At 67.8% G+C, this 26,957-nt stretch carries 28 protein-coding genes; 8 read left to right on the top strand and 20 right to left on the bottom strand.

Going from position 1 to position 26,957, the window contains the following annotated elements; all coding sequences use genetic code 11:
• Positions 1 to 1,243 (bottom strand): OprD family outer membrane porin (locus tag B3E91_RS15530; protein WP_287030327.1); only part of this gene is annotated, 1,243 nt, incomplete at its 3' end.
• A gap of 251 nt (positions 1,244 to 1,494) precedes the next feature.
• Between B3E91_RS15530 and B3E91_RS15525 the strand changes: the two genes are divergently transcribed.
• The gene (locus B3E91_RS15525; protein ID WP_090228174.1) at positions 1,495 to 1,938 is read left to right on the top strand and encodes a helix-turn-helix domain-containing protein; all 444 of its coding nucleotides are present in this window, start codon (positions 1,495 to 1,497) and stop codon (positions 1,936 to 1,938) included.
• 17 nt (positions 1,939 to 1,955) lie between these two features.
• Here B3E91_RS15525 and B3E91_RS15520 read toward each other — a convergent pair whose 3' ends face one another.
• The 8 genes from B3E91_RS15520 to B3E91_RS15485 all read right to left on the bottom strand — a co-directional run bounded on the left by B3E91_RS15520 (position 1,956) and on the right by B3E91_RS15485 (position 11,272).
• Entirely contained in the window at positions 1,956 to 3,335 is a 1,380-nt protein-coding gene (locus B3E91_RS15520) for an ATP-binding protein (RefSeq protein ID WP_287030326.1), read from the bottom strand.
• 228 nt (positions 3,336 to 3,563) lie between these two features.
• Positions 3,564 to 4,517 (bottom strand): GlxA family transcriptional regulator, encoded by a 954-nt coding sequence (locus B3E91_RS15515; RefSeq protein WP_090228181.1) that lies wholly within the window; start codon positions 4,515 to 4,517, stop codon positions 3,564 to 3,566.
• Between the two features lie 148 nt (positions 4,518 to 4,665).
• A complete protein-coding gene (locus tag B3E91_RS15510; RefSeq protein ID WP_090228184.1) occupies positions 4,666 to 5,577 on the bottom strand; it encodes a LysR family transcriptional regulator in 912 nt (303 codons plus the stop codon).
• Positions 5,578 to 5,614: 37 nt separating this feature from the next.
• Positions 5,615 to 7,210 carry an MFS transporter gene (locus B3E91_RS15505; protein ID WP_287030318.1) on the bottom strand — a complete coding sequence of 532 codons (1,596 nt, stop codon included), beginning with the start codon at positions 7,208 to 7,210 and terminating at the stop codon, positions 5,615 to 5,617.
• Positions 7,211 to 7,416: 206 nt separating this feature from the next.
• On the bottom strand, positions 7,417 to 9,258 hold the full coding sequence (locus tag B3E91_RS15500; protein ID WP_287030330.1) for an amidohydrolase: 1,842 nt from the start codon (positions 9,256 to 9,258) through the stop codon (positions 7,417 to 7,419).
• A gap of 146 nt (positions 9,259 to 9,404) precedes the next feature.
• The gene (locus tag B3E91_RS15495; RefSeq protein ID WP_090228191.1) at positions 9,405 to 10,223 is read right to left on the bottom strand and encodes an alpha/beta fold hydrolase; all 819 of its coding nucleotides are present in this window, start codon (positions 10,221 to 10,223) and stop codon (positions 9,405 to 9,407) included.
• A gap of 57 nt (positions 10,224 to 10,280) precedes the next feature.
• The gene (locus B3E91_RS15490; RefSeq protein ID WP_287030316.1) at positions 10,281 to 10,844 is read right to left on the bottom strand and encodes an antibiotic biosynthesis monooxygenase; all 564 of its coding nucleotides are present in this window, start codon (positions 10,842 to 10,844) and stop codon (positions 10,281 to 10,283) included.
• A complete protein-coding gene (locus B3E91_RS15485) occupies positions 10,841 to 11,272 on the bottom strand; it encodes a DoxX family protein (protein WP_287030329.1) in 432 nt (143 codons plus the stop codon). The genes B3E91_RS15490 and B3E91_RS15485 overlap by 4 nt, the downstream gene beginning before the upstream one ends.
• A 332-nt stretch (positions 11,273 to 11,604) precedes the next feature.
• Here B3E91_RS15485 and B3E91_RS15480 point away from each other — a divergent pair, with 332 nt between their 5' ends.
• Positions 11,605 to 12,327 carry a pirin family protein gene (locus tag B3E91_RS15480; RefSeq protein ID WP_287030314.1) on the top strand — a complete coding sequence of 241 codons (723 nt, stop codon included), beginning with the start codon at positions 11,605 to 11,607 and terminating at the stop codon, positions 12,325 to 12,327.
• Positions 12,328 to 12,402: 75 nt separating this feature from the next.
• Here the strand turns inward: B3E91_RS15480 and B3E91_RS15475 are convergent, their stop codons facing one another.
• Both B3E91_RS15475 and B3E91_RS15470 read right to left on the bottom strand, forming a co-directional pair.
• Positions 12,403 to 12,750 (bottom strand): YgaP-like transmembrane domain, encoded by a 348-nt coding sequence (locus tag B3E91_RS15475; protein ID WP_287030312.1) that lies wholly within the window; start codon positions 12,748 to 12,750, stop codon positions 12,403 to 12,405.
• Between the two features lie 125 nt (positions 12,751 to 12,875).
• Positions 12,876 to 13,694, bottom strand: coding sequence for an IclR family transcriptional regulator (locus B3E91_RS15470; protein WP_287030311.1), 819 nt, complete (start codon positions 13,692 to 13,694; stop codon positions 12,876 to 12,878).
• A 175-nt stretch (positions 13,695 to 13,869) separates the two neighbouring features.
• Here B3E91_RS15470 and B3E91_RS15465 point away from each other — a divergent pair, with 175 nt between their 5' ends.
• The 5 genes from B3E91_RS15465 (at position 13,870) to B3E91_RS15445 (ending at position 17,774) form a co-directional block, all read left to right on the top strand.
• A complete protein-coding gene (locus tag B3E91_RS15465; protein WP_287030309.1) occupies positions 13,870 to 15,153 on the top strand; it encodes an NAD(P)/FAD-dependent oxidoreductase in 1,284 nt (427 codons plus the stop codon).
• A gap of 9 nt (positions 15,154 to 15,162) precedes the next feature.
• Complete coding sequence (locus B3E91_RS15460) at positions 15,163 to 15,513, top strand: RidA family protein (RefSeq protein ID WP_282342166.1); 351 nt, start codon at positions 15,163 to 15,165, stop codon at positions 15,511 to 15,513.
• 74 nt (positions 15,514 to 15,587) lie between these two features.
• Positions 15,588 to 16,337 carry a substrate-binding periplasmic protein gene (locus tag B3E91_RS15455; RefSeq protein ID WP_175534348.1) on the top strand — a complete coding sequence of 250 codons (750 nt, stop codon included), beginning with the start codon at positions 15,588 to 15,590 and terminating at the stop codon, positions 16,335 to 16,337.
• A 49-nt stretch (positions 16,338 to 16,386) separates the two neighbouring features.
• On the top strand, positions 16,387 to 17,049 hold the full coding sequence (locus B3E91_RS15450) for an amino acid ABC transporter permease (protein WP_090228213.1): 663 nt from the start codon (positions 16,387 to 16,389) through the stop codon (positions 17,047 to 17,049).
• A complete protein-coding gene (locus tag B3E91_RS15445; protein ID WP_287030302.1) occupies positions 17,046 to 17,774 on the top strand; it encodes an amino acid ABC transporter ATP-binding protein in 729 nt (242 codons plus the stop codon). The genes B3E91_RS15450 and B3E91_RS15445 overlap by 4 nt, the downstream gene beginning before the upstream one ends.
• A gap of 49 nt (positions 17,775 to 17,823) precedes the next feature.
• Here the strand turns inward: B3E91_RS15445 and B3E91_RS15440 are convergent, their stop codons facing one another.
• The 8 genes from B3E91_RS15440 to B3E91_RS15405 form a co-directional block, all read right to left on the bottom strand.
• Positions 17,824 to 18,165 carry a hypothetical protein gene (locus tag B3E91_RS15440; protein ID WP_287030301.1) on the bottom strand — a complete coding sequence of 114 codons (342 nt, stop codon included), beginning with the start codon at positions 18,163 to 18,165 and terminating at the stop codon, positions 17,824 to 17,826.
• 2 nt (positions 18,166 to 18,167) lie between these two features.
• On the bottom strand, positions 18,168 to 19,220 hold the full coding sequence (locus B3E91_RS15435; RefSeq protein ID WP_287030300.1) for a hypothetical protein: 1,053 nt from the start codon (positions 19,218 to 19,220) through the stop codon (positions 18,168 to 18,170).
• A gap of 38 nt (positions 19,221 to 19,258) precedes the next feature.
• A complete protein-coding gene (locus B3E91_RS15430) occupies positions 19,259 to 19,714 on the bottom strand; it encodes a curli fiber surface-exposed nucleator CsgB (protein WP_287030299.1) in 456 nt (151 codons plus the stop codon).
• Between the two features lie 107 nt (positions 19,715 to 19,821).
• Positions 19,822 to 20,691: a CsgG/HfaB family protein gene (locus B3E91_RS15425; RefSeq protein WP_090228225.1), complete on the bottom strand. Its 870-nt coding sequence runs from the start codon at positions 20,689 to 20,691 to the stop codon at positions 19,822 to 19,824.
• 23 nt (positions 20,692 to 20,714) lie between these two features.
• The gene (locus B3E91_RS15420) at positions 20,715 to 21,125 is read right to left on the bottom strand and encodes a curli assembly protein CsgF (protein WP_090228228.1); all 411 of its coding nucleotides are present in this window, start codon (positions 21,123 to 21,125) and stop codon (positions 20,715 to 20,717) included.
• Positions 21,122 to 21,511: a curli production assembly/transport protein CsgE gene (gene csgE / locus B3E91_RS15415; RefSeq protein ID WP_414708275.1), complete on the bottom strand. Its 390-nt coding sequence runs from the start codon at positions 21,509 to 21,511 to the stop codon at positions 21,122 to 21,124. The genes B3E91_RS15420 and csgE overlap by 4 nt, the downstream gene beginning before the upstream one ends.
• On the bottom strand, positions 21,508 to 22,146 hold the full coding sequence (locus tag B3E91_RS15410; protein ID WP_090228230.1) for a response regulator transcription factor: 639 nt from the start codon (positions 22,144 to 22,146) through the stop codon (positions 21,508 to 21,510). The genes csgE and B3E91_RS15410 overlap by 4 nt, the downstream gene beginning before the upstream one ends.
• A gap of 120 nt (positions 22,147 to 22,266) precedes the next feature.
• Positions 22,267 to 23,427, bottom strand: coding sequence for a DUF1615 domain-containing protein (locus tag B3E91_RS15405; RefSeq protein WP_287030294.1), 1,161 nt, complete (start codon positions 23,425 to 23,427; stop codon positions 22,267 to 22,269).
• Between the two features lie 180 nt (positions 23,428 to 23,607).
• Between B3E91_RS15405 and bglX the strand changes: the two genes are divergently transcribed.
• Positions 23,608 to 25,896: a beta-glucosidase BglX gene (gene bglX / locus B3E91_RS15400; RefSeq protein WP_287030293.1), complete on the top strand. Its 2,289-nt coding sequence runs from the start codon at positions 23,608 to 23,610 to the stop codon at positions 25,894 to 25,896.
• A gap of 227 nt (positions 25,897 to 26,123) precedes the next feature.
• On the opposite strand, the gene B3E91_RS15395 is transcribed toward bglX, so the two are convergent.
• Positions 26,124 to 26,957 (bottom strand): DUF4105 domain-containing protein (locus tag B3E91_RS15395; protein WP_287030292.1); only part of this gene is annotated, 834 nt, incomplete at its 5' end.

Here is a 26,957-nt window from a genome sequence, read left to right as displayed (position 1 = left end):
CCCTTCCTGCCTGGGCCGCGTTGGTCCGGTGGCTGACGTAGGTGAAGTGCAGCAGCGTGCCCGCCGCCGGGCCGGAGGCGACGCGGTAAGCCAGGTCGAGGTCGCGCTCCCAGTGCTTGCCGCCCTTGCCCTGCGTCGGCACCTGTTGCTGGAGTTGCGCGTCGAAGCGGGTGTAGGCGCCGTCCAGCGGGGCGTGCGTGCCGTCGATATCGCTGCCGCGAACGTAGCGCGCCATGAAGGTCAGGCCGGGCAACAGCGCGGCCAGGTCGAGGTCGTAGCGCGCCTGCAGCGAGCGTTCGTTGGGCCCGTTGAAGTCGGCGTACTTGATCGCGTTGGCGAGGTAGATGGAGTCGCCGCCGACGAAATCGAACGGCGTATCGCCGTGGATCTTCTGGTAGCCGAGCGCGAACGCCTGGGCGCCCAGGGTCAGTTTTCCGAACAGGCTCCAGGCCAGGGTGTCGATGGCGCCGGCCTTGGCGCTGCCGGTGTCGCGGGTGCGATAGGCATCCAGCGTCCAGCTGAAGGAACGCCCGGCGGCGAAGTCGGTGCGCTGGTGCAGGTTGGCATAGAGCTCATTCCAGGTGTCGCTGAGCGAGCCGGCATAGAGCGCGCCGCCCCAGGGTTCGCTGCCTGGCGATTGGATTCCGGCGAAGCTGATCGAGGAGCCGCGGGTACTGGCCCCGTAGCCGTCGAAATCGCTGTCCGAGCTCGTTTCGTTCTGGTTCTTGAAGGCATGGAAACGCCCCGCCGACCAGTCGTAGCCCTGCACCGTCCCCTGCAACAGCGCACCGCTGGCGTACTCCGGCTGCAGGCGCTTGTCGGCGGTATCGAAAACCGGTGTTTCCACCTCCATCTCGCCCAGGCTGAGGCGCATGTCGGCGGCACGCAGCTTGAGCGCCAGGCCCGCATCCGAGTAATCCGTCGCCGCCCGCCCCTCGTCGTCCACCGGCAACAGCCCGGTGCCGGAACGCCCGCGCCCGCTGTCCAGGCGAAACCCGGCGAACCCGTGGGCATCCACGCCGACGCCCACCACGCCGGGGGTGAACGCGGACTCGAAGCGCGCGATGAATCCCTGCGCCCATTCGCGGTTGTCGGCGCCGAGCGCACCGTGGTTGTCGGTGTCGAGGTAGAAGTTGCGGCCGAGCACCTGCAGGCGGGTCGCATCCGGGTCGCCACCGGCATGCGCCGGGCTCATGCAGCACAGCCAGAACAGGGGTGGAAAAACCAGTCGAGTGGAGAGCATGGCGCGGTCATCTGCGGGATCGGACTGGCCACTCTTGCAGACTTCCCGCGGCCTGAATTGTACGCCCGTGCCGCTGCGTGACCGGCCGTGCGGCCGCCTCGCCGGCGGTTCCGCCCTTAACCTTAATTAACAATACGCAACTCGTTCTTGCTGGCCCCTCGCTTGAGAATCGCTATCACCTGCTCCGCCCAAACGGTGTAGCGGGCAGCCGTGCCAGCCTCTGGCGTAAAACCGCTCGAACGGGTATCGCGATGAACAGAACCCTGCACACGACTCTCGCCCATGGCGAAACACTCACCGACCACCCGCTGCCCGGCATCGGCGGCCTGGCACCCTGGCAGGAACGGATCGCCAAGGAGCTGATCCTCGCCCACCTCGACGCCGGGATCACCGTCACTCGGCTGGCCGAGGCCTGCGCGCTATCGCGCAGCCACTTCACCCGCAAATTCAAGGAAAGCACCCGCCAGTCGCCCCACGACTGGCTGCGCCATCAACGGGTGGAGAAGGCGAAGACGCTGCTGCTGAAGTCGGACCTGACGCTCACCGCGATCAGCATGGAATGCGGCTTCTTCGATCAGGCGCATTTCTGCCGGGTGTTCGTGCGCATGGTCGGCTCTACGCCGCTGGCCTGGAAACGCCATGGCGCCCTGGCCTTGCAGCAGATCGCCCAGATCACCCATCGCCTGCGCGCCTGAGCGCGCCGCCGCAAGGCTCAGGACGGCGCGCCGGCGAGCTTCTCGCGCAGATAGACCCGCAGGCACAGCGACATCCGGTAACGCGCCGCCGCGCCATAGGCCTCCACCGAGATCAGCGACTTCGCCAGCAGCCGGGAAAGGCTTGCCGACGCCCGCGGCTCGTCCATCGAGGCCGCGCACGCCAGCTCGGCGAGCGTCACGCCGTCATCCAGCGCCGCCAGCGCCAGCAGGCAGCCGCGCTCCTCGTCGTCCAGCAGGGCGAAGCTCCAGTCCAGCGAGGCGCGCAGGGTCTGCTGCCGGGCCGGCGCGGTACGTCGGCCGAGGGCGTCGAGGTAGGCGGGGCCGTCCAGCCAGGCGAGAACACCGACGCAGCCCTGCGCATCGACCTGCGCCGCCGCCAGCTCGAGCGCCAGCGGCATGCCGCCCAGGCGCCGGCATATTTCGCCGATGCGCCGGACGTCCGCGGCCTGCAGGACGAAATCCGCCTGACGCGCCTTGGCCCGGCGAACGAACAGGCGGAACGCCGGATAGCGCAGCGCCTCGCGCACACCGAGGCGGCTGCGTGCCGGTGGCACCTCCAGCGCGGCCAGTGGCTGGACGTACTCGCCCTCGGTGCGCAGCGACTCGCGGCTGGTGGTGATGATCGAAACCGCCGGCCCGGCGCGCAGCAGGTCCTCGGCCAGACTGGCGCAGCCGTCGATCAGGTGCTCGCAGTTGTCCAATACCAGCAACATCTGCCGCTCGCGGAGGAATTCGGCGATCCGCGCCAGCGGCTCACCCTCGCCGGTCTCGAGGCCCAGCTCGGTGGCGACCTTCGACGGCAGTTGCTCCGCCGCCTCCAGCGTCGACAGGTCGATGAAGCGCACGCCGTCGCGGAAGCGCCCGAGCGACTGCTGGGCGACGCGCAACGCCACCGTGGTCTTGCCGACCCCGCCGGGCCCGACGATGGAGATCAGCCGGCGCGAAGCAACCTTGCGCTGCATCTCCTCGATCAGCGGGTCGCGGCCTTCGATGCGGGTCAGGCGCACCGGCAGTTCGCTGCGAAAGGGCAACAGTTGCACGCCGCCGTTGTTCACCTGCTCGACGTAGGCGACGAAGCTGTAGCCGCGCTGGCGCACGTTGGCGATGTAGTGGCGCGCTTCCGGACAGGTTCCCAGCGCGCGACGCAGCGCGGAGATGTGCACGCGAAGGTTGATTTCCTCGACGAAGGTGCGCGGCCAGACGCGGGAGATGATCGCCTCCTTGCTGACGATCTTGCCGGCGCTTTCCACCAGCACCAGGAGAATGTCCAGCGCACGCCCGCCGATGCGCAGCGGGCGATCGCCATCGAGCAGCAGACGCCGCTGCGGATAGAGTACGAAGCGGCCGAAGCGCAGGCCCTTCTCCTCGGGGGACATATTGAAATCGTGCATGGCCAGTGGGCGCTGTGGCCCGGCCAGGCTCGCCTTGTTTCACTGCTGTAAAGCGTGCCCTGCCGACGCGGCGCGCTCCTCCTTTCTCTGCGATGGCCGTATTTTCCCAACTCTGGCCGACAAGCAAACGGCGGCGAGGGAAGCGGAACTGCCAACTGAGTGCGCGAAACTGCCAAACCGGATGCGACGCCGGCGATGGCCAGCAAAGCGCCATTAGCCGAACTGGTAGCGGTACTGCACCGGCGTCAGCCCGAGGCGTTCGTTGAACAGGCAGCGCATGTGCCGGGTGCTGCCGAAACCGCTCCTGAAGGCGACCGTCTTCAGCGGCAGGTCACTGGTCTCCAGCAGGTTTCTCGCGCAGTCGATACGCGCGCTGAGGACGAATTCCATGGGCGTCATGTTCACCTCGCGGGCGAACACCCGGGCGAAATTGCGCGCGCCCATGTTCGCCAGGCCGGCCATGCGCTCGACGCTGAACGGCTCCTGGATGTGCTCAATGACGTACTGCTGAACCAGCGCGACGGGCGAGGAATTCGGCAGCGCTTCCGGCAGCAGCGGGCTGAACTGCGCCTGGCCGCCCTGGCGCTTCATCACCACCAGCAGCACCTTGGCGACATCCAGGGCGAGCTTCTTGCCGTGGTCGTCGGTGAGGATCGACAGCGCCAGGTCGATGCCCGCGGTCACGCCGCCGGAGCTGAGCAGCCCGCCGTCGGCGATGAAGATCTTGTCGGCCTCGACCCGCGCCCGCGGGAAGCGCCGCGCCAGTCGCTCCAGATAATGCCAGTGGGTGGTCACCCGCTGATCGTCGAGCAAACCCGCCTCGCCGAGGATGAAGGCGCCGGTGCAGATCGCCCCGTAGCGCCGCGAGGCGCGTGCGGCGCCGGCCAGCCAGGCGCAGAGTTCGCCGTGCACGCCGCCGTAGGCACCCGGCCCGCCGGGCACCAGCAACACGTCGTAGCCGCCGCTCGCCTGTTCGCCGAGCACTTCCGCCTGCACGACGATGCCGTTGGAGCAGCGCACCGCGCGATCGCCGAAGGCGATGGTGGTGATCCGGTAGCAGTCGCCCGGTTTCAGAAAACGGTTGGCGATGGAGAACACCTCGATGGGCCCCGCCACATCGAGCATCAGCATATCGGGGAACAGCACGATCCCGACCGTCTTCGTCATACACCTGCCTCGGACACCTTCGCCCCCTGCAACGAACCTGGCGGCCATTATCCGAGCCCGGCGGCAGGATTGACAGGCGAGGCGGTGTTGCCGAGCAGCCCCACTAAAGAGGGGTACGAGGTTTGCCCACGGGCGCAGGCGCCCGCGATCAGTCGCCGGCGGCGCTCATGAACTGCACGATCTGCTGGCGCAGCCAGCGCTCGGCGGGGTCCTGGTCCTGGGCGGCGCGCCAGACCATGGTCAGCTTGGACGGCACGATCTCGAACGGGGGTTCCTCTTCACGCAGGCCGCCACCGAGGACCAGTGCCTCGGCCGCGTAATCCGGCACCGTAGCGATCAGGTCCGAGCCCCTGAGCAGGGCGCCGAGACCGACGAAGTGCGGCACCGCCAGCGACACCTTGCGGCAGCGCCCTAGGCGCGCGAGGTCCTGGTCGATGTTGCCGCACAGATCGCCGGACATCGACACCAGCGCGTGCGGCCGCGCGCAGTAGTCGTCCAGCGTGAGCGGCGGCGTGCCGTCGTCGGCGCGCAGCACCCGTGCGCGGATGTTGCGCAAGGTGCGGCACTTGGCGTTGGCCGGCAGTTGCGTGGTGTAGCTGATGCCGATGGAAATCTCGCCGGTGGACAGCAGCCCGGGCAGCAGCAGGAAGTTCGCGGCGCGCACCACCATCACGCAACCCGGCGCCGCCTGGCGCAAGTGGGCGAGCAATTGCGGCAGCAGCCCGCATTCGACGTCGTCGGACATGCCGATGCGGAACACCGCGTCGCTGCTTTCCGGGGCGAAGTCGCGGACCTCGCTGATCGCCTGGGACACGCCATCCAGCGCGCCCGGCAGGCGGCGGAAGATTTCCAGCGCGCGCGGCGTCGGCTCCATCTCGCGGCCATTGCGGACGAACAGCGGATCGTTGAAGAAATCCCGCAGACGCAGCAGCGACGCGCTGATCGCCGGCTGGCCGAGGAACAGCTTTTCCGCGGTGCGCGTGAGGTTGCGTTCGTGCATCAGGCTTTCGAACACCACCAGCAGCTGCAAGTCCACCTTGCGCAGGTCGTTACGGTTCATCGCGGCCTCCCTTTGCCCGCATGGCGACAGGCGCCGATCATGGCGCAGCCCCGAGCAGGTGGCGAATTTTCACCGCCACGCCGTCGCGCTGGTACTGCCGCGCGTTCTGCTCGATGCGCTGCTCGGCCACGGTCACCCGGCCATGGTGGCGCAGGTGTTCGAGCCAGGACGCATCGAAGAAGAATTCCTGCCACACCTGCGGTCGCTCGCTGTCCTGCAGCAGCCCCCAGGACAGCGCGCCGTTGCGCCGGCGCATCGCGCGCACCGCCAGCATCGCCTCGCCGAAGGCGGCGGCATGCTCCACCGGGATGTCGTACTCCAGGGTGACCATCACCGGGCCGCGCTCGCGGTCCAGCGCGTCGTCGAGGACCGGCGCCGGCCAGTGCAGCGACGGCGCGAGGTCGTCCGAGGCGGTGACCGGCAGGCGGAAACGCCAGGACGCCAGGATGCCCAGCAGCAACAGGCTGCCGCCGCCCGCCAGCGCCACCGCCAGCGATGCCCTGCTGGCCAGCGAGCCCCACAGCAGGCTGCCCGCCGCGCTGCAGCCGAAGAACACCAGGATGTACACCGCCAGCGCACGCGCCCGCACCCAGCTCGGCACGGAGGTCTGCGCGGCCACCTGCAGGCTCGACAGCACGGCGATCCAGGCCGCGCCGCTGATCAGCGTCACCGGAATCAGCAGGGCGAACTCGCGGATGAACGCCAGGCAGAACAGCACGCCGGCATACAGCGCGCTGGCCCCGGCGACGATCAGGTCGCCGCGCAGGCGCTGGCGTAGCTTCGGCAACAGCACCGCGCCGCCGACCGCGCCGAGGCCGACGCAGCCCAGCAGGATGCCGAAGTCGGCTGCGGTGCCTTTCAGCTCGCTGCGCACCAGCAGCGGCAACAGCGCCATGCCGGCGCTGGAGCCGACGAAGAACGCCATGGTGCGCACCAGCACCGCCTGCAACGGCCGGGCGCTGCGCGCGTAGCGGATGCCCAGGCGTACCGCGCCGAACAGCCGCTCGGCGGGCAGGATGCTCGGCGTCGGCGTGCGCTTCCAGGCATACAGCGCGCCGATCACGGCGAAGAACGAGAGCGCATTGAGGGCGAAGGTCAGCCAGGGGCCGCTGAGGCTGACCAGCACCCCGGCGACGGCCGGACCGATGGCCCGCGCCACGTTCATCCCCAGGCTCGACAGCGCCACCGCCGCCGGCAGTTCGTCCTTGCCCACCAGTTCCGGCGTGAGCGCCGACCAGGCCGGCATCATCAGCGCGGTGCCGATGCCCATCGCCAGGGTCAGCACCAGCAGCAACGGCACGTTCATCAGGCCGAGCAGGGTCAGGCTGGCGAGCAGCACCGCCACGCCGGCCATCCACAACTGGACGACGAGCAGGTAGCGGCGCTTGTCGACGATGTCCGCCAGCGCGCCGGCCGGTAGCGCGAGGAAGAACATCGGCAAGGCGCCGGCGACCTGCACCAGCGCCACCGCCAGCGGGCTGGCCGAGAGCGAAGTCATCAGCCAGCCGGCGCCGACCTCGTGCATCCAGGTGCCGATGTTCGACGCGATGCTGGCCAGCCACAGCCAGCGGAACACCGACAGCTTCAGCGGGCTCCAGGGGCTGGCACTGGTCGGTTTGAGGGTGCTGTCCATGGAGAGGTCTCGTAAAAAAAAAGCGATCGGTTTCGATAAAAAAGGGGCGAGTGCCGCGACACCCATCGGCCAACGCCGCACCGCGATGGGTATCGTCGCTGCGCGCCTCGACCCATCCTGCGAACCGTGGCGCGGCAGATACCGGTACACCCATCGAGGCGCCGCGAGAACAGGTAGGGTGGGCTTCAGCCCACCGTTCCCAGGGACTAGAAGCTGAAGCACGAGCAGCCGAACGCGCCCCAGAAGCCGGCGAAGTCGCTCACCGGCACGTTCGCCGTGCGCACCTTGTCGTGGCCGTGGGCGTGCACCCCGCAAGGGCCGGCGCACTGGTGCACTTGGGCCTGCAACGGCGAGGCCGGACGCCAATGGCCGGGCACCTTGACCACCGGCGACCAGTCCGGCATCACCGGTAGCGGCGCAATGCCGTGCCCGTCGAACTCGCCGGCGCCGTAGACGACCTTGCCGCCGACCACGGTGAGCAGCGACTCGATGTGCTTGATGGCCTCCTCCTCGACCGAGAAGAAGTCCTGCGACAGCACGGCGACGTCCGCCAGTTGGCCGACCTTGATCTGCCCCTTCTTGCCCTGCTCCGACGAGAACCAGGCGCTGCCCTGGGTGAACAGCTGCAACGCGGTCTCGCGCGGCAGGCCTTCCTCGTACAGCGCCAGGCCGCCGACGGTGCGGCCGCTGACCAGCCAGTAGAGCGAGGTCCAGGGGTTGTAGCTGGAGACGCGGGTGGCGTCGGTGCCGGCGCCCACCGGCAGCCCCTCGGCGAGCATGCGCTTGATCGGCGGCGTGCTCTGCGCCGCCTGCTTGCCGTAGCGGTCGACGAAGTACTCGCCCTGGAACGCCATGCGGTCCTGGATGGCGATACCACCGCCGAGCGCCTTCACGCGCTCGATGTTCTGTGGGGTGATGGTCTCGGCGTGGTCAAAGAACCACGGCAGGCCGTTGAACGGGATATCGCGGTTGACCTTCTCGAACACGTCGAGCATGCGCGAGATGGATTCGTTGTAGGTGGCATGCAGGCGGAACGGCCAGCGCTGTTCGACCAGGTGGCGCACCACCGGCTCCAGATCGGCCTCCATGCCCGGCGGCAGGTCCGGCCGCGGCTCGAGGAAGTCCTCGAAGTCGGCGGCGGAGAACACCAGCATTTCGCCGGCGCCGTTGTGCCGCAGCATGTCATCGCCCTGGTGCAGCGTGACGCTGCCGGTCCAGTTCTTGAAGTCGGTCAGCTCTTCCTTGGGCTTCTGGGTGAACAGGTTGTAGGCGATGCGCACGGTCAACTGGTCCTCGCGGGCCAGTTGCTCGATCACCGCGTAGTCGTCCGGGTAGTTCTGGAAACCGCCGCCGGCGTCGATGGCGCTGGTCAGGCCGAGGCGATTGAGCTCGCGCATGAACTGGCGGGTCGAGTTGACCTGGTATTCCAGCGGCAGCTTGGGCCCCTTGGCCAGGGTCGAGTAGAGGATCATCGCGTTCGGCCGGGCGATCAGCATGCCGGTGGGCTCGCCGTTGGCATCGCGCTGGATCTCGCCACCCGGCGGGTTCGGCGTGTCCCTGGTGTAGCCGACCACCTTCAGCGCGGCGCGGTTGAGCAAGGCGCGGTCGTACAGGTGGAGGATGAACACCGGGGTATCCGGCGCCGCCTGGTTCAGCTCGGCCAGGGTCGGCATGCGCTTCTCGGCGAACTGGAACTCGTTCCAGCCGCCCACCACCCTCACCCACTGCGGCGCGGGCGTGCGCTCGGCCTGGTCCTTGAGCATGCGCAGCGCATCGGCCAGCGAGGGCACGCCTTCCCAGCGCAGCTCCAGGTTGTAGTTCAGGCCGCCACGAATCAGGTGCAGGTGCGAGTCGTTGAGGCCGGGAATCGCGGTGCGCTTGCGCAGGTCGATGACCTTCGTGCCCGCGCCCTTGGTGGCCATGGCTTCGGCGTCGCTGCCGACCGCGATGAAGCGGCCGTCCTTGATCGCCACGGCCGTGGCCTGCGGCCGTTCGCGGTCGACGGTGTGGAATTTGCCGTTGAACAGGATCAGATCGGCATTGTTCATGTTCGCTCCGAATGCGTAGCCGGCACGTCCGGCGAAAGGGAGGGCGGACCAGAGAGCGCCGGCCGCCCCCAGCAGGCTGCCGGCGGCGACGATCTGGCGGCGTTTGGGGTCCTTCGGATCGGACGTCATGCGGCGCCTCCTCCGAATCAGCCGGCGAGGAACGCCAACAGGTCTTCGTTGAGCCGTTGCGTGTGGGTCACGGCGAAACCATGCGGCGCACCCGGATACACCTTCAGCTCGGCGCCCTTGATCAACTGCGCGGCGACCTTGCCGGTGGTCTCGAACGGGACGATGGCGTCGCCGTCGCCATGGATCACCAGGGTCGGCACGTCGACCTTGGCCAGGTCGCCGCGGAAATCGGTTTCCGAGAAGGCGGTGACGCAATCCACGGTGCCCTTCAGCGAGGCCAGCAGCGCGATGTTCAGGGTCTGGGTGAGCACGCCGTCGGAGACCTTCTGGCCCTTGTCGATGCCGTAGAACGGCGTGGCGAAATCGGCGATGAACTGCGCGCGGTCCTTGAGCAGCCCGTCGCGAATCCCGGCGAACACCGACGGGTCGACGCCCTGCGGATAATCCGCCGTCCTGCCGAAGATCGGCGTCACCGCGCCGAGCAGCGCCAGTTTGGCCACGCGGGAGGTGCCGTGGCGGCCGATGTAGCGGCTGACGTCGCCGCCGCCCATGGAGAAGCCCACCAGGGTCACGTCGCGCAGGTCGAGGTGCTCGATCAGTTGGGCGATGTCGTCGGCGAAGGTGTCGTAGTCGTAACCTTCCCACGGCTGGCTGGAACGGCCGAACCCGCGACGGTCGAAGGCGATGGTGCGGTAGCCGCGGCTGCTCAGGTACTCCATCTGGTATTCCCACATGTCCGCATCCAGCGGCCAGCCGTGACTGAACAGCACGGGCTTGCCGCTGCCCCAGTCCTTGAAATAGATCTCGGTGCCGTCGCGGGTAGTGAATGTGCTCATGGTGGGTTCCTCTCTGTTGTGTTTGATGACACGAGGGTGGCCGTCAGCGCGGCCGGATCAGCGTGCGTTGAGCCAGCCGGCGCAACAGCGGCTGACGTAGGGCATGATCAGGTAGACCACGGGCACCACGATGCACAGGGTCACCAGCATGTTGCTCGGGACCACGCCGCCGAGTACCGGGTAGCGCTGCCACAGCGGCTGCCAGAGCGGCGGAATCAGCATCGTCAGCGGGCAGATCACCAGGTAGGTGAGCACCGCTTGCTTCCACTTCGGCGGCTGGCGCACGTCCGGGTGCGGCGGGGTGAACCAGAATTCGGCATCGGCGTGCACTTCCGGATGATCGCCATCCTCCAGCAGCGGCAGCACCTCCTCGATCAGCAGGCGCCGCCGGTCCGAGGCGATCCAGTCGTTGAGCTGCCAGGCCTCGGCGAAACGGATCACCGTGGTGAAGGGCCCCTCCTCGGTTTGCGGGCGAATGACGTTCACCCCCAGATGGCCGCTCTGCTCCTTGGCCGCCGCCACCGCGCGCTTGAGCCAGGCCTCGTAACCGGGCCGTTGCCCCGGACGCACCTTGTGCTGGATGACCAGGGTGACGACATCGTTGAGATCGACGCTGCTCATGGGGAGCGGCCTCCTGCCAGGGAATACGCGCGGCGCTGCCGGCGAGCGAGGTGTGCGTCCAGCGAATGACGCCCCGGCCCGGCCACCGCGAGGCTGAAGAAGATCGCGACCAGCAGCCAGCCGAACTGGCCCTGCTCCAGCGTCCATTCGGGATGCACGAAGAGCAGCGCGACCAGCAGCAGGAAGATCACCGGCAGGCAGGCCAGACGGGTGAACCAGCCCACCGCGATGAGCAGCGGGCAAAGCACCTCGGCGGCGATCGCGGCCAGCAGCGTGGGGTAGGCGCCGAGGTGCAGCGGGTCCTCGATGGTGAGCAGCGAGGCGCGGAAATTCAGTGCCTTGGGCAGGCCGTGCACCGCCAGCAACAGGAAAGCACCGCAGAGGCGCAGGCAAAGCAGACCGAGGTCGGGCCGGGGCGGCCAATGCATGCGGTTCACGTGCGCCTCTCCTGCAGGAATGAAAGATGCGGCCGGCATACGACCACCGTTGCCCGCGACGGGCGAATGGGCCCGGACGAGGGTTTCCACTATGCGCAGGGCGACGGACTCGCGATTGGACGGATGTGCTGTATTGCGCGCGCCGAATCGCGTCGATCGGCACGTCGCAACGATGAAGAAGCGTCGGGGCGAATTACTGTCAATCCAAACGAGACAATCATTCCATTTTCAGGTCGTTAATCTGATCGATAAAGGACAGTAGTATCTCTCCCATCGCAGCGCGGAAGCTTCCTTCGGCGCCGCCTCAACCGAGGAGAATCATCATGCTGGCAATCCGCAAATCCACCGATCGTGGCCGCGCCAACCATGGCTGGCTGCAGTCCTTCCACACCTTCTCGTTCGCCAACTACCGCGACCCGCGCGAGCAGGGTTTCTCCGACCTGCTGGTGATCAACGACGACACCGTGGCGCCCGCCCGCGGCTTCGGCCAGCACCCGCACCGCGACATGGAGATCTTCTCCTACGTGCTGGAAGGCGAGCTGGAGCACCAGGACAGCCTCGGCACCGGTTCGGTGATCCGCCCGGGGGACGTGCAACTGATGAGCGCCGGCACCGGCGTGAGCCACAGCGAATACAACCATTCGGCGGCCAACCCGGTGCATTTCCTGCAAATCTGGATCGTGCCGGATCGGCGTGGCGCGCAACCGCGCTACCAGCAGCAGCATTTCGACGAGGCCAGCAAACGCGGCCAACTGCGGCTGATCATCTCGCCGGATGGCGCCAGCGGTTCGCTGCAGGTGCGCCAGAACGCGCGGGTCTACGCCGGGCTGTTCGAAGGCGATGAGCAGGCACGCCTGACCCTGGACGAAGACCGCTACGCCTACGTTCACGTGGCGCGCGGCAGCGTCGAGCTCAACGGCGTGCAACTGCGGCAGGGCGACGGTGTACGGCTGCGCGACACCCGCGAGCTGACCCTGAGCCACGGCGAAGGCGCCGAGGTACTGGTCTTCGATCTGCGCGCGCAGGAACTGCCGCAGATGCCGTGACCGGCTTCATCCACGCACACCCGAAGCGCGCCTCACGGCGCGCTTTCGGCTGTCCGCGATTCGGCGCGGGCGGGATCAGGGCTGGCCGGGACGCGCTTCGTGGCCCATCGGCGTGCTGTTGGGCAATTCGACGTCGGCATCCTCGAAGTCCGGGCTGTGCACCTCGGAATCCATCGGCATGTGGGCGTAACGCTGCACATCCGGCGTCGCGGCCGGCGGCTGCTGCTCGAGCAGGCGCTTGGCTTCGCAGCGCCCGGTCAGGCCACGGACGAGCGCCGCACCGCCCAGCGCCATCGCCAGCAGCCCGCCCAGCCCACCGCGCCGCGCGCCTTTGCCGAGCAACACCAGCCCGGCCGCCAGCGAGGCGCCGCGTTCCCAGCCGTGGACGTTCTGTTCAGCGGTCTTGTCGAAGAGTCGGTTCATGGGGTTCTCGCTTATGGGGAGTCGCTACAGCTGACCGCTCGATCGCTCCTCCTGTTCACACGAGGCGACCACATGGCCCGCGCATGCCGGTTGGCGCGGCGAAGCTCTCGGGTTTTCCGCGCCGTTCAGCGGGCCATGCCGTAGCCGATGTGGAAAGGCTCCATCAGCTTCTGGTTGGGCCGCTTGGTGGAGATCAGGTTGGCCGTGTGCAGCAGTTGCGGCACCAGCTCGGCCAGGGCCTTTTCCAAGCTCCAGAACGCGGTGGATACCGAGATGTTGAGCGCCGCCACCGGCCGCCCGCGCACATCGAACAGCGGCACCGCCAGGGCCAGATCGCCGAGGTAGAACTCCTCGATGCTGTAGGCAAACCCGCTCTCGCGCGCCGCGGCGACCATCGCCAGCAGCGCGTCGATGTCGGTCACGGTGTTGGGCGTCAGCCGCGGCCGCTCGGAGGCCTCGAGAATCTCCAGCACCCGTTCGTCCTCCAGCCCGGACAGGTAGGCGCGGCCGGCAGAGGTGCAGTAGATCGGCAGCTGGCGCCCCACCGGCATGTGCACGATGCTGCGCTGCGGACTGGGAAAGCGGCCGATGTAGACCATGTTCAGGCCGTCAGGCTCGGCCAGGTTGACGGTTTCGCCGGTGACCCGGTTGAGGTCCAGCAGGTAGGGATTGGCGCGCTCCAGCAACAGGTTGGACTGCAGGTAGCGGTAGCCGACGTTGAGCGCCTTGGGTGACAGCGAGAAGCGCTTGCTCTGGGCGTCCTTCTTCAGCAGCCCGAGGGCTTCGAGGGTGTAGGCGAAGCGTTGCGCGGCACTGCGCGAGATGCCCACGGTCTGCGCGATCTCCGGCAGGTTCATCGAGGCATGCTCGGCATCGAACGCGTCCAGAACCGCCAGCCCGGTGGCCAGCGACTGCACGAATAGCGACGAATCCTCTCGGCTCATGGTCGTTCCTGCGAAATGAAAAAGGTCGACGCCTGCATCGAGGCGTGTGGCGAGCATACTCAAGAATATCGCTATGCGATATTCATCGATTGTTAAACGATCCCAAACTATTGAATGTCCGTCTGGCGCACACCGATACTCCGGTCATGGGTTCAGTGCCGGATGGACATATCGAATGCACGCAGATGGGTTGAACAGGATCGCCGTGATCGGCGCCGGGATCGTGGGTCTGTGCACCGCGCATTACCTGCGCAAGGCCGGCCACGCCGTGGTGGTGATCGATCCGCAGGACGCCGGCGCCGGCTGCTCGTCGGGCAATGCCGGCTCGCTGGCTTCCGGCGCGGTGGCTCCGCTGGCGATGCCCGGCATCCTGCGCAGCGCGCCGGGCATGCTGATGGATCGCCGCGGTCCGCTGTACGTGCCGGCAGACTACCTGCTGCGGGTCGCGCCCTGGATGACGCGCTTCGTGCTCGCCGCGCGGCCCGATCGGGTGGCACGCATCGCCGAGGCGCTGCACCAGTTGATCGGAGATGCGGTGGCCTGCCACCGCGCGCTGGCAGCGGAGATCGGCCATCCCGAGCTGATCGTCGACAGCGGGCAGATCCACCTTTACCCAAACGCCGAGGCGATGGACAAGGACGCCGCCGGCTGGGCACTCAAACGCGAGCACGGCCTGCGCCTCGAACGCATCGATGCGGCGCGTATCCACGCGATGGAGCCCGCCGTGGGCGCGGAATACCGCGTCGGCTACTACCTGCCCGAGCAGCCCTGGGTCGCCAATCCGCAGCGCTACGCCACGGCCCTCGCCGATCACCTGAAAGCTCGCGGCGTGGAATTCGTCCGCACCTCGATCAGGCGCCTGCAGGCGCAGGAGACTGGCTGGCGGCTCCACGGCGACGGAGCCTCCTACGCGGCGCGCCAGGTGGTACTCGCCGCCGGTGCCTGGTCCGCCGAACTGCTCGCCACGCTGAACCTGAAGGTGCCGCTGGAATCGCAGCGCGGCTATCACCTGAAGCTCCTCCGGCCGGGAGTTTCGCTCTCCCGGATCGTCGTGCTCGCCGACCGCAAGGTGTTCATCACGCCGATGGAGGACGGCCTGCGGGTCGCCGGCACGGTGGAATTCGGCGGCCTGCAACGACTGCCCAGCGAGCGCCGCGCCGCGCTGCTGGCCGAGCATGCCGAAGCCGGCCTGCCCGGCCTGGACACCCGCGAGCGGGAATCCTGGATGGGCCACAGGCCCTGCCTGCCCGATTCGCTGCCGGTGATCGGCCCGGTGCCCGGCCACGGCGGCCTGTGGTGCGCCTTCGGTCACGGGCACCTCGGCCTGACCGGATCCGCCCCCACCGGCCGGTTGATCGCCGCGGCGATCGGCGACCCAGCCCAGGCCCGACGCCTGGCGCCGTTTTCGCTGTCGCGCTTCCACGGCGCGGCATCCAGCCCTTCCACTCACTCACGATGAGGAACACACATGAGCATTACCCGTCACGATAGCGGCGCGCGCATGAGCCGCGCGGTCGTCCACAACGGCACCGTCTACCTGGCCGGGGTGATCGCCACCGACCGTAGCGGCGACATCCGCGCGCAGACCGCCGACGTGCTGGCGCGCCTGGACGGTTTCCTGACCGACGCCGGGACCGACAAGAGCCGCCTGCTCAGCGCACAGATCTGGCTTAAGGACATCGACAGGGACTTCGCCGGGATGAACGAAGTCTGGGATGCCTGGGTCGCAGCTGACGCCGCACCGGCCCGTGCCACCTGCCAGGCGCGCCTGGCAAGCCCCGACCTGCTGGTGGAGATCATCGTCACCGCCGCCCTGTGACCCGTGATCCGCCGGCCACAAGGCGGACGCCACCCCTATCGATGCTGCCGTTCTCAATCAGGAGCTACGCCCGAATGAATGCCTTGCTGAAATATGCGGCCTGCGCCGCCCTCGCCGTTCCCGCGCTGATCGGTACCGTCCAGGCGGACACGCTCAAGGTGGGCGCGACACCCACCGCGGTGCCCTTCAACTACCTCGACACGCAGAGCAACAGCCTGCAGGGCGTGATGATCGACATCGCCCAGGCGCTCGGCCAGAAACTCGGCTTCACCCCCGAGCTGCAGGCGATCCCCTTCGCCGGCCTGGTGCCGTCGCTGCAGACGCAGAAGATCGACCTGATCAGCTCCGCCTTCGCGATCAACCCGGCGCGCGCCAAGGTCGTCGACTTCTCCGACGAACTCTTCGCCTACAGCGAGGAGGTGGTGTACCGCGGCGACGGCACCTACAAGAGCGCGGCGGACTTCGCGGGCAAGGTGGTCGGCGTGCAGACCGGCACGGTGATGGTGGAGCCGATGCAGGCGGCCAAGGGCCTCAAGGAACTGCGCATGTACGAAAGCATGTCCGACATGATCCGCGAAGTGGCCCTCGGCCGCCTCGACGCGGCCATCGGCGACGGCCCGGTGATGCGCTACACGGTCAAGCAGTCCGGCGCGAAGGACCTGCACGTCGCCGAGGATTATCAGAAGCAGATCCGCATCGCCATCGGCATCGCCGTGCGCAAGGGCAACGCCGACCTCCTCGCCCGGGTGAACAAGGGCATCGCCGAGCTCAAGGCCGACGGCACCCTCGACGGCATCCTGAAGAAGTGGGAAATCACCCCGTGATCCGCTAGTCCGGCGCCCGCAACGGGCGCCGCAGCAAAGGAGTTACGCCATGTTCGATGGCTTTTTTAGCGATGCCCTGCGCTTCCTGCCGATTCTGCTGCAAGGCGTGTGGATGACCATCGCCATTACCCTGTGCGCGCTGGCGTTCGCCTCGCTGCTGGGGCTGGTCTGGGCGTTCCTGCGGGTTTCCGGCGTGCCGATCCTGGCGGGCGGCTCGAAGACCATCACCAACCTGATCCGCGGCGTCCCGATCATCGTCATCCTGTTCTACCTGTACTTCGTGATGCCGGAAATGGGCGTGCAACTGAGTGCCTTCCAGGCCGGTTTCATAGGCCTCGGCCTGGCCTATTCGGCCTACATGGCGGAAGTCTTCCGCTCGGGTATCGAGGCGGTGGACGCCGGGCAACTCGAGGCGGCCAATTCGCTGGGCATGTCGCGCACGCTGATGATGCGCCGGGTGGTGCTGCCGCAGGCGTTCAAGATTGCCCTGCCGCCCTACAGCAACAACATGATCCTGCTGCTCAAGGATTCCTCGCAGACCTCGATCATCACCGTGGTGGAGCTGTCCATGCAGGGCAAGCTGATCGCCGCTTCCTCTTTCCAGAGCGCCACAGTGTTCACCCTGGTGGCCCTCATGTATCTCTGCCTGAGCCTGCCGTTGATGGGCCTGGCCAGTCTGCTCGAGCGCAAGTACAAGCGGGGTACGCGATGATCGTCATCGACAGCATCACCAAATCCTTCGGCAGCCAGAAGGTGCTGCATGGCGTCAGCGCCACCATCGAGCGTGGCGAAGTGGTCTGCCTGATCGGCCCCTCCGGCTCGGGCAAATCCACCGTGCTGCGCTGCATCAACGGCCTGGAAAGCTACGACGGCGGCACCATCAGCATCGACGGCGTGAAGGTCGACAGCAGCGCCAGGAGCATTCGCGAGATCCGCCGCAGCGTCAGCATGGTGTTCCAGCGCTTCAACCTGTTCCCCCACCGCACGGTGCTGGAGAACGTCATCGAAGGGCCGATCTACGTCAACCATGTCAAGCGCGACGTCGCGCTCGGACGCGGCCGCGAGCTGCTCGACCGGGTCGGCCTGGCGGCCAAGCACGATGCCTATCCCACCGAGCTGTCCGGCGGCCAGCAGCAGCGCGTAGCCATCGCCCGCGCGCTGGCGATGGAGCCCAAGGCGATCCTCTTCGACGAACCGACCTCGGCGCTCGATCCGGAGCTGGTCGGCGAAGTGCTCGGGGTGATGAAGTCGCTGGCGCAGGAAGGCCTGACGATGATCGTGGTGACCCACGAGATGGGTTTCGCCCGCGCCGTCTCCGATCGCACGCTGTTCCTCGAGAAAGGCATGATCGTCGCCCAGGGCACCTCTCGTGAAATTCTCAGCAATCCAACCAACGAGCGGATGCAGGATTTCCTCCGACGGGTTTCCCACGAGTGACGCCGGCAGTGGCCGCTGACGAAAAGCCCACCTTCAGGTGGGCTTTTCGTCAGAGATCGAGCGAGGTACTCAGCGCCTGGGGCGCGGCGTCGCCTACCCACCAGCGCAGGAGGGCATCGATACGCGTGCCGGGGGCGGCGCTCAGGCGGTTGCGCAGCGGGCAGCCGGGCTGGCCCGCGGGGAGCTCACCGCGCTGGCGGCTGCGGGTGGTGCCGGCGGCGCCCGTCGCATCGACTTCCAGCTCGAAACGCAACGGCCCGCCGAGGTCGGGAAAGCACAGTTCGAGTTCGGCGTGGCCCGGCGGTAGCGGCTGCAGACGCAGCTGCGGCGCGCCCGTCGCCGCCGCCAGCGCGGCGCAGCCCAGCAGCACCGCCGCGCAGTAGCCGCGCACCGTCAGTGCTGGACGATGCTGGCGATGTTGCCGTCGCCGGTCTGGGTGATCCGCGCGGTCTGCGGCGTGAAGGTGTCGAAGCCGCCGGACTGGCTGATGCTGGCCTGGTTGGTCGAGCCGGTCTGAACGATGCTGGCGAGGTTGCCGATCCCCGCGCTGTCCAGGCTGGCGATGTTGGCGTCGCCGGTCTGGTCGATGCTGACCACGTAGTCGTCGCCGTCGACGACCAAGCTGGCGCTGTTGTCGTTGCCCGCCGAAGAGCCGCTGGCGCTGCCGTTGCGGCCGCTCTGGTCGACGAACAGGCTGTTGCCGTCTCCTTCCTGGGCGAATTCCAGGGCGTTGAACTTGAACTGGACGTTCGCCTCCATCTGGTTGCCGTCGCCGGTCTGGCTCAACGTCGCCCGGGGATTCTCCAGGCCGCCCTGGGTCAGGGCCAGCACGTTGTCGTTGCCGTTCTGGCTGAGGCTGGCCGAACCGGAGAAATCCTGGTTCACCGACACCGCGTTGTTGTCGCCGACCTGATAGACCGTCGCCGAGGTGCCGATGCCGCTCTGCACCGATTGCAGGCTGTTGCCGGTTCCGCTGGCGCTCGCCTGGAGCCAGTTGCCGGCGCCGTCCTGCTGCACGTCGGCGGTGTTGGTGGCGCCGCTCTGGCTGATGGTCGCGGTGTTGCCGATCAGCACGTCGAAGTTCAACGACTCCTGGCGCAGCGTGGCGCTGTTGGCGTAGCCGTCCTGGCTCAGGCCCGCGGCGTTGCTCTCGCCGCCGAGCTGATAGACCGCGCCGTAGTTGCCGGCGCCGCTCTGGTCGATGCTCACCTGGCTGTCGTAGGCGTTCTGCTCGCTGATGGCGGTATGCCCGGAGCCGCGCTGGGTGATGTCGCTGCTCAGGCTCACGCCGTACTGGGTCTGGGTGGCGCTGTGGTCGCTGCCCTCCTGGTCCAGCGTGGCCTGGTTGTCGGTGCCGTTCTGTTCGAGGACCGCGCTGCTGTCGGCCAGCACGCAGGGTGCCGTCAGGGCGAAAGCCAGGGCAGCGAAGGGGATGAGCACACGCATGGGGATTCTCCGTTCTCTCGTTGTGACGTCCGTGCCGGTCAGCGGTATTGGCGGACCTGCATGTTCTGGTGATTGCCGAACTGGGTGATGCTGCTTTTGAAGCCGTCGCCGACCTGCTCGATGCGCGCGTCGTTGTACGCGCCGAGCTGACGGATCACGGCCTGGTTGTCGTTGCCCTGCTGGTCGATGCGCGCGCGGTTGGCGTAGCCGGTCTGGATGATCTGCGCGGAAAGTTCGCCGCCATCCTGGGCGATGGCGGCTTCCTGGGCGGCGCCGGTCTGGCGGATGAGGGCGACGAGGCGCTCGCCGGTCTGCCCGATGGCGGCGCGGTTGACTAGGCCGATCTGCTGGATGCGCGCGGTACTGGCGGCGGCAGTGCGGGCCAGCTCGCTGCCGGACGCCAGGTCGGCGTTGTCAAGCAGGTCGGCGGCGCCGGCGTCGATGCCGCCCAGCGCCAGCGCCAGCGCTCCACACATGCCCCGCCATCGACTCATACCGCACCTGAACCAGGAGCCCGAACGGCGCAATTCTTCGCTCTTCCGGCACCTGGCGGGTATCGCCCCATCGGCTGAAAAAACGCCCCGTGAAGCCCTCGAAGGGATTAATCCCCCGTCGCCTTCGCGACCGCCGGCCGGCCCGGCGCCGCCTCCAGGTATTTCGCCAGCGAACTACCCGCGATGGCATTGGCGTCGGCCGCCCGCCACAACCGCCGCTCGATGCCCTGGGCGATCAGGTTGACCACCGCGGATTCGATCGCCGAGAGCACGCAGAGCTGCGCCGGCTCGTTGGTGGTGTAGCCGGATTCGGCCTCGAGCAGCTTCTTGAACTCGATGAACTTGAACACCCCGGCCTGGCGCCCGACCGAATAGATGGTCTTGGACGTCATCACGTTGGCCAGCACGCGCCCGCTGCGGGTATCGATGGCGCGCAGGTTCACCGTCACCTGATCGACCCGGTATTCCTCGGAAACCCCGATCCCCAGGTAGCGCGCGCCCTCCCCGCCGCTGCGCACGTTGGTGTCGTAGGCGACGATGCCGCCTTCGAGCAGCAGGTTGGCGGCCTGCAGCGACGGCAGCGTCTGCTCGAGATTTTCCGGCAGGTCCGGCTTGTTCTGCGTGGCGCGGATGATCTTGCGTTCGGTGAGCAGGTTCTGCAGGCCCTCGCGCTCCAGCACGATGAACCAGCCGCTGGTTTGCAGGGCGTCCACCAGCATGCTGCCGGCGCCCTGGGTCACCGCGGTGGAGAAGGAGCTGGACGGGTTCGGCTTGTACTGCCCGGACTGGTCGCGGAAGCCGTACACCGCCGCCACCAGCGGGCCCTTCGGCGGCGGCAGCGCGAGCAGGTCGTAGTAGGTCGAGGCGCGCGGGGTCAGGGTCGGCGCCGCGTGCTGCTCGGCGGGCATCGGGTCGTGAACCGAGCAGCCCTGGAACAGGCCGGCGCACAGCAGGAGGACGAGCGCATGCGGTTTCATGGATGAGGTCTCGCGCGGACTGATCACGGGGCGTTGAAGCCGCTGATGGAAATTTCCGAGATCTCGCCGGTGGCGCGATCGGTGATCTGCACGGTCAGGGTGCCGGAGTCGTCGACGATGTTGACGATGAACTGGTCGGTGGACAGAGTTCCGGAGCTGCCGTCGTTGACGTTGGCCAGCACCTGCGAGAGCAGCCGCGACTCCAGCTGGCTGGTGAAACGCTCCAGCGCCGAAAGACGGGTGCCGCCGGAGATGTCCGGGTCCTTGTAGCGGTCCTGGGCGGTCGCGTTGTTCAGCAGGTAGGTGCCGTTCAGCGGGCTGCCGCCGAAGGACGGGTTGACCGGCGTATAGACCAGTTCCGTGGCCTGGGCGCCGCCGGCCAGCGCCGCCAGCAGGCCAAGGCGAAGATGCCAGGTGCAGCGATGGCGCGTCATAGCTCGTCCCTCTCCATGTCGGTGTTGTCTTGCAGCAAATCCTCGAGTCGCCGGCGCGCGATGGCCTCGACGACCTGATCGGCCGCCCCGTAGGCCGAATCCGTCACCTGGGAAGCGTTCGGTTGCAGAAACTGGCGGTAGAGCACGCGCTGGTCCTGCTCGACCCAGATCAGGCTGCCCCAGCGCGCCGACGGCCGCTCGCGCACCACCAGGTTGAAGTCCATCTCGCTGGCGTCCACCAGGCGGTCGCTGAAGGCGCGGTAGAAGTCATGGCCGAAGCGCGAAATGGTGCTGTCGATGACCAGCCCCTGGATCAGATCCTCACTGGCAGCGGCCCCGGCGACGGGCGCTAGCGCCAGCCAGGCCAGCAGCGTCCAGCGCCTCACGGCGACTCCGGCGAGCCGGCATGGAAACGCAGGGCGGCCTCGGCGCGATTGGCCGACCCGGTCTTGCGCAGCAGGTTGTGCATGTGGCTCTTCACCGTGTGCGGGCTCAGGCACAGGGCGCGGCCGATGGCGGCGTTGGACAGGCCACGGCCGACCAGGCAGAGGATTTCGCGCTCGCGCAAAGTGAGCATGTCGCTGGACGGGCGTTGCAGTGCTCGCAGGCGTTGCACCAGGTAGGCCATCAGCGGCCGCGACAGCCAGTCCTGGCCGGCGAGCAGCACGTCGAGGCCACGCAGCAGCTGCTCGCGGCTGGTCTGCGGGGAGAACACGCCGCGGATGCCGGGATAGCGCGCGACCCAGGTCAGCGCCAGTTCCGGCGGGGCGTTGATCAGCGCGATGGGCGCCTGCGCGGGCAGCCGCTCGACACCTTCGGCGAGGCGCTCCGGGCACAGGCTGCCGATGTCCAGCAGGCGCAGCGCCGAGGGCTCGGCGAGGCGCGACAGGTCGGCCACCTGCAGCTCGATGGCCGAGCGCTGCTCGAGGAAATGCTTGAACAACTCGCCGAGCAGCGGATTGGTGGTGATCAGGCGAACCGTGGCCGGTAGCGCCGTCGACCTTTCTCTCCCGACTTCCATGTATCCCGTCCTTCGCGGGCCGTACCTAGATCGAGAAAGTAGCCTGTAACCAATCAGTTACAAGGACTAACGGACCAACAGCAGGAAAACCGACAAAAATTCGTCACCCTGCTCGACCCGTCAGTTTTTCCCCGCCCTGGCCATGCAGCGCTTCCAGCGCTCGTCGACGCGCTGGGCGAACCAGGCGGTAGTCAGGGTGCGGGTGATCTTCGGGCTTTCCAGGGTGATGCCCGGCAGCACCGCGCGCGGCAGCGGCTTGCCGGCCTTGGCGTCGGCCAGGGCAAAGACGCGCCGGTAGAGGTCGGTGTCCTCGAAATCGAGGCTGTCGCCATGGTTCAGCGCGCGGCGGATGTCGCCGTCGCTCATCTCCAGGCGCTTGCCCAGGGTGCGCACCGCGCGCTCGGTCTGCCCGGCCAGCGGCGAGTTGGGCAGCAGCAGGTCGCCGTCCAGCGCCAGCTTGATCCCGGTCAGCCGGCTCACCGCGCTCTGGAACGCGGCGTTGCGGCTGGCATACCAGCCGGCGTTGAAGTCGGCGAAGCGGTACAGCGGTTTGGGGTAGTTCACCGGATAGCCGAGCAGATGGGCCGTGCCGAAGTACAGCCCGCCGCGGCGGCTGAACACTTCCTGGCGGATCGAGCCGTCGACCGGGTACGGATACCCCCGCGCGTGCGCCTGGGCGAAGTCGATGCTGACCTGCATCGGCCCGCCGGTGTGCACCGGGTTGAGACCGCCGAACAGCTGGCGCCCCATGGGCACCATGCTGATGAAGTCGTCGAAGATCGCGCTCAGTTCCTTTTCCGTGCGCACCGCCGCGAGGCGCTGGCTGTAGGTCCTGCCATTCGGCGAGTCGATGCGCAGTGCGGCGCTGACGAGGAAACCCGGTACGTGCAGCGCGCCGGCGCGGCGGTCGATTTCCGCGCGGGCGATCTTCGCCAGCCCGGCCACCGGCGGGTCGGCCTGGAAGGTTGACTCCTGCTCGGTCACCGCCAGCACCGCGCAGAGGTTCTCGGTGCTGGTGGAAATCTCCTGCGCGGAGAACGCGGTGTAGATGTCCGCCGCCCAGCCGTTGCGGTCGGCGACGCTGGCCGGCATCAGCCGGACGATCTCCGCGCGCACCACCTCGGCGGCGCGCTCCGGCGGCTCCTGCGGCCGCTGCGTGCCGCACCCGGCGAGCAGCAGCGCGAGGCAGGCGATGAAGGGAAGACACGGGCCGTGACGGACGGCAGCGGTTGTCGGTGAGCGGTACGCCGGTGCGGCGAAGTCGATGCGAGGAGGATTCATCGGCCATCAATAACCGCATCCGCACTGCCCGGGCAACCCGCAGCCGTTGGGCGGTCGGCGCGGGATGAAAAAGGACTGTTCGGCCGCCCGCCAATCGGATAAAAAGCAGCCCAGCCAACCCACCCGTATTTCCCTACCAGGCCCGCCGTTCGACGCTGCCGTCGGCCCGAGAAACGAATAATGAAAAGGCTGTATCTGCTTGGGCTTCTGGCCTGCCTCGCTCAACCGGCATTCGCCGACGTCAAACCCACCGCCGCCCAGGACAAGCAGGCGTTCATCGCCGACCTCATCGGCCGCATGACCCTCGAGGAAAAGATCGGCCAGCTGCGCCTGATCAGCATCGGCGCGGACATGCCGCAACCGCAGATCCTCAAGGAAATCGCCGCCGGGCACATCGGCGGCACCTTCAACACGGTCACCCGCGCCGACAACCGGCCGCTTCAGGATGCCGCAGTCAGCAGCCGGCTGAAGATCCCGATCTTCTTCGCCTACGACGTGGTCCACGGCCACCGCACGATCTTCCCGATCAGCCTGGCGCTGGCGTCGAGCTGGGACATGCAGGCGGTCGCCCTGGCCGGCCGCACCTCGGCCATCGAGGCCGCCGCCGACGGCATCGACATGACCTTCGCGCCGATGGTCGACATCACCCACGACCCGCGCTGGGGCCGCACCTCGGAAGGCTTCGGCGAAGACCCGCACCTGGTCTCGATGACCGGCGCCACCATGGTCAAGGCGTTCCAGGGCGCCGCGCCGAACACCGCCGACAGCGTGATGGCCAGCGTCAAGCACTTCGCCCTCTATGGCGCGGTGGAAGGCGGTCGCGACTACAATACCGTGGACATGAGCCCGGTGCGCATGTACCAGGAGTACCTGCCGCCCTACAAGGCCGCCCTCGATGCCGGCAGCGGCGGCGTGATGGTGGCGCTGAACTCGATCAATGGCGTGCCGGCCACCGCCAACACCTGGCTGATGCACGACCTGCTGCGCAAGGAATGGGGCTTCAAGGGCGTCACCGTGAGCGACCACGGCGCGGTCACCGAGCTGATCAACCACGGCGTCGCCGACAACGAGCGCGAGGCCGCCAAGCTGGCGATCAAGGCCGGCATCGACCTCTCCATGCACGACTCACTGTACCGCGATGAACTGCCGGGCCTGGTGAAATCCGGCGAGGTCAGCGTGCAGGAAATCGACAACGCGGTGCGCGAGGTGCTCGGCGCCAAGTACGACATGGGCCTGTTCGCCGACCCCTACCTGCGCATTGGCAAGGCCACCGACGACCCGCAGGACAACAACGCCGAAAGCCGACTGCACCGCGAGGCCGCGCGCGATGTGGCGCGCAAGTCGATGGTGCTGCTGAAGAACGAGGCCCGGACGCTGCCGCTGAAGAAGCAGGGCAGGATTGCGCTGATCGGCCCGCTGGGCGATGCCAAGGTCGACATGCTCGGCAGCTGGTCCGCCGCCGGCGTGCCGATGCAGGCGGTCACCCTCTACCAGGGCCTGCGCAACGCGGTGGGCGACAAGGCGCAGGTGGTCTATGCGCGCGGCGCCAACGTCACCGACGATGCGCACGTCGTCGACTACTTGAACTTCCTCAACTGGGACGCCCCGGAAGTGGTGCAGGACCCGCGCCCGCCGAAGGAGCTGATCGCCAACGCGGTGGAGGTCGCCCGTCAGGCCGACGTCATCGTCGCCGCGGTGGGCGAGTCGCGCGGCATGTCCCACGAGTCCTCCAGCCGCACCAGCCTGAGCATTCCGGCCAGCCAGCGCGCGCTGCTCAAGGCGCTCAAGGCCACCGGCAAACCCCTGGTGATCGTGCTGATGAACGGCCGTCCGTTACAGCTGAACTGGGCCCAGGCCAACGCCGACGCGATCCTGGAGACCTGGTTCAGCGGCACCGAAGGCGGCAACGCCATCGCCGACGTGCTGTTCGGCGACTACAACCCGTCCGGCAAGCTGCCGATCTCCTTCCCGCGCTCGGTCGGGCAGATCCCCACCTACTACAACCACCTGCGCATCGGCCGGCCCTTCATCGAGGGCAAGCCCGGCAACTACACCTCGCAGTACTTCGAGGAGCCCAACGGCGCGCTGTACCCGTTCGGCTACGGCCTGAGCTACACCCAGTTCAGCCTGTCCGACATCAGCCTGTCGAGTGCCACGCTGCGGCGCGATGGCCGGCTCGAAGCCAGCGTGACGCTGAAGAACACCGGCACGCGTGACGGCGAAACCGTGGTGCAGCTGTACATCCAGGACATCGCCGCCTCGATGATCCGCCCGGTCAAGGAGCTGAAGGATTTCCGCAAGGTCATGCTCAAGGCCGGCGAGGAGCAGGTGGTGCGCTTCGACATCGACGAGGACGAGCTGAAGTTCTACAACGCGCAACTCCAGCACGTGGCCGAGGCCGGCCGTTTCAACCTGCAGATCGGCCTGGACTCGAAGGACGTGAAGCAGCAGGGCTTCGAGCTGCGCTGAGCAGCGCTGGCGCTTCCGCGCAGGGTGCCGACCACCCTGCGCCCTGCCCTTTACCAGCCCGGCGCACCCTGGCGGATCGCCTGGGAGAAGTCCGCCCGTCCCGCCGCCTGCCTGGCCCGCTCGGTGATCCGCCCGCGCTCGCGCAGCACCGTAGGGTGGGCTTCAGCCCACCGATACGCCGATGTTTCGCCGAGAAAGGGTGGGCTGAAGCCCACCCTACCGCCGCCCTACCAGCCCGGCACACCCTGGCGGATCGCCTGGGAAAAGTCCGCCCGCCCGGCCGCCTGCTTGGCCCGCTCGGTGATCCGCCCGCGCTCGCGCAGCTGTTCCAGCGACAGCCCCGGTTGCAGGCCGCCCTGTTCCATCACGTAGCCGGGCAGGTAGCCGCTGAGCAGCAACCGGTAATCCAGCGGCAGGCCGCCGACGATCTTCTGCATCATCTGGAACACCAGCGTCGTGCAGTTGGCGGTGGCGCTGTTGTACCAGCGCGGTTCCCGCTGCAGCTCATTGGCCTGTTCGACGTACGCCAGCAGCAGTTGGCGGATGTCCTCGCGCGGCAGGTCCACGCGGTACAGGTAATCGTCCTCGCCACGCACGTTGGTGCGTACCGCGACGATATCCCGCTCTTCGGCGGCGATGATGCTCAGTTCGTACTGTTTGAAGAAGCCGGCCAGCGACGAATAGCTTTCGCCCTTCTCCTTGCGGATTTCCACAGAGAAGGTCAGGAAACGGCCGTCGCCGAAACCGAAAGACACCAGCACATGGGCGATCGCCGGCATCCCCCAGTAGGACGTGACGAAGTCGACGGACTCCAGTCGGGAAAGGTCATAGCGTTGTGCCTGCCAACGCACGTCGAAGTCCTCGTCGCTGCGCCAGGTGAAGTCGCGCACCTGGTCCATGAGCAGGACGTCGCCCTCGACCCGGCCGGTGGCGAGCTTGGCCACGTCGGGGCTCCAGTCGCGGGTCGCTGACGGCGCGATGGCGTTCCACCAGACCAGCAGCGCGGCGAAACCGAGCGCGTAGCCAGCCAGGCCGAGCAGCACCCGGTGGCGCCAGAGCAG

The organism is Pseudomonas sp. UBA6310, from assembly GCF_002438225.1.
Lineage (GTDB): Bacteria > Pseudomonadota > Gammaproteobacteria > Pseudomonadales > Pseudomonadaceae > Pseudomonas_O > Pseudomonas_O kuykendallii.
This window is presented reverse-complemented; position numbering and strand designations above follow the sequence as displayed.

What these genes read in the sequence shown, in the direction of transcription:
- B3E91_RS15525 (WP_090228174.1), top strand. Translation starts at nt 1,495, where the DNA reads ATGAACAGAACCCTGCACACGACTCTCGCCCATGGCGAAACACTCACC.
- B3E91_RS15520 (WP_287030326.1), bottom strand. Translation starts at nt 3,335, where the DNA reads ATGTCCCCCGAGGAGAAGGGCCTGCGCTTCGGCCGCTTCGTACTCTAT.
- B3E91_RS15515 (WP_090228181.1), bottom strand. Translation starts at nt 4,517, where the DNA reads ATGACGAAGACGGTCGGGATCGTGCTGTTCCCCGATATGCTGATGCTC.
- B3E91_RS15510 (WP_090228184.1), bottom strand. Translation starts at nt 5,577, where the DNA reads ATGAACCGTAACGACCTGCGCAAGGTGGACTTGCAGCTGCTGGTGGTG.
- B3E91_RS15505 (WP_287030318.1), bottom strand. Translation starts at nt 7,210, where the DNA reads ATGGACAGCACCCTCAAACCGACCAGTGCCAGCCCCTGGAGCCCGCTG.
- B3E91_RS15500 (WP_287030330.1), bottom strand. Translation starts at nt 9,258, where the DNA reads ATGAACAATGCCGATCTGATCCTGTTCAACGGCAAATTCCACACCGTC.
- B3E91_RS15495 (WP_090228191.1), bottom strand. Translation starts at nt 10,223, where the DNA reads ATGAGCACATTCACTACCCGCGACGGCACCGAGATCTATTTCAAGGAC.
- B3E91_RS15490 (WP_287030316.1), bottom strand. Translation starts at nt 10,844, where the DNA reads ATGAGCAGCGTCGATCTCAACGATGTCGTCACCCTGGTCATCCAGCAC.
- B3E91_RS15485 (WP_287030329.1), bottom strand. Translation starts at nt 11,272, where the DNA reads ATGCATTGGCCGCCCCGGCCCGACCTCGGTCTGCTTTGCCTGCGCCTC.
- B3E91_RS15480 (WP_287030314.1), top strand. Translation starts at nt 11,605, where the DNA reads ATGCTGGCAATCCGCAAATCCACCGATCGTGGCCGCGCCAACCATGGC.
- B3E91_RS15475 (WP_287030312.1), bottom strand. Translation starts at nt 12,750, where the DNA reads ATGAACCGACTCTTCGACAAGACCGCTGAACAGAACGTCCACGGCTGG.
- B3E91_RS15470 (WP_287030311.1), bottom strand. Translation starts at nt 13,694, where the DNA reads ATGAGCCGAGAGGATTCGTCGCTATTCGTGCAGTCGCTGGCCACCGGG.
- B3E91_RS15465 (WP_287030309.1), top strand. Translation starts at nt 13,870, where the DNA reads ATGCACGCAGATGGGTTGAACAGGATCGCCGTGATCGGCGCCGGGATC.
- B3E91_RS15460 (WP_282342166.1), top strand. Translation starts at nt 15,163, where the DNA reads ATGAGCATTACCCGTCACGATAGCGGCGCGCGCATGAGCCGCGCGGTC.
- B3E91_RS15455 (WP_175534348.1), top strand. Translation starts at nt 15,588, where the DNA reads ATGAATGCCTTGCTGAAATATGCGGCCTGCGCCGCCCTCGCCGTTCCC.
- B3E91_RS15450 (WP_090228213.1), top strand. Translation starts at nt 16,387, where the DNA reads ATGTTCGATGGCTTTTTTAGCGATGCCCTGCGCTTCCTGCCGATTCTG.
- B3E91_RS15445 (WP_287030302.1), top strand. Translation starts at nt 17,046, where the DNA reads ATGATCGTCATCGACAGCATCACCAAATCCTTCGGCAGCCAGAAGGTG.
- B3E91_RS15435 (WP_287030300.1), bottom strand. Translation starts at nt 19,220, where the DNA reads ATGCGTGTGCTCATCCCCTTCGCTGCCCTGGCTTTCGCCCTGACGGCA.
- B3E91_RS15430 (WP_287030299.1), bottom strand. Translation starts at nt 19,714, where the DNA reads ATGAGTCGATGGCGGGGCATGTGTGGAGCGCTGGCGCTGGCGCTGGGC.
- B3E91_RS15425 (WP_090228225.1), bottom strand. Translation starts at nt 20,691, where the DNA reads ATGAAACCGCATGCGCTCGTCCTCCTGCTGTGCGCCGGCCTGTTCCAG.
- B3E91_RS15420 (WP_090228228.1), bottom strand. Translation starts at nt 21,125, where the DNA reads ATGACGCGCCATCGCTGCACCTGGCATCTTCGCCTTGGCCTGCTGGCG.
- B3E91_RS15410 (WP_090228230.1), bottom strand. Translation starts at nt 22,146, where the DNA reads ATGGAAGTCGGGAGAGAAAGGTCGACGGCGCTACCGGCCACGGTTCGC.
- B3E91_RS15405 (WP_287030294.1), bottom strand. Translation starts at nt 23,427, where the DNA reads ATGAATCCTCCTCGCATCGACTTCGCCGCACCGGCGTACCGCTCACCG.
- bglX (WP_287030293.1), top strand. Translation starts at nt 23,608, where the DNA reads ATGAAAAGGCTGTATCTGCTTGGGCTTCTGGCCTGCCTCGCTCAACCG.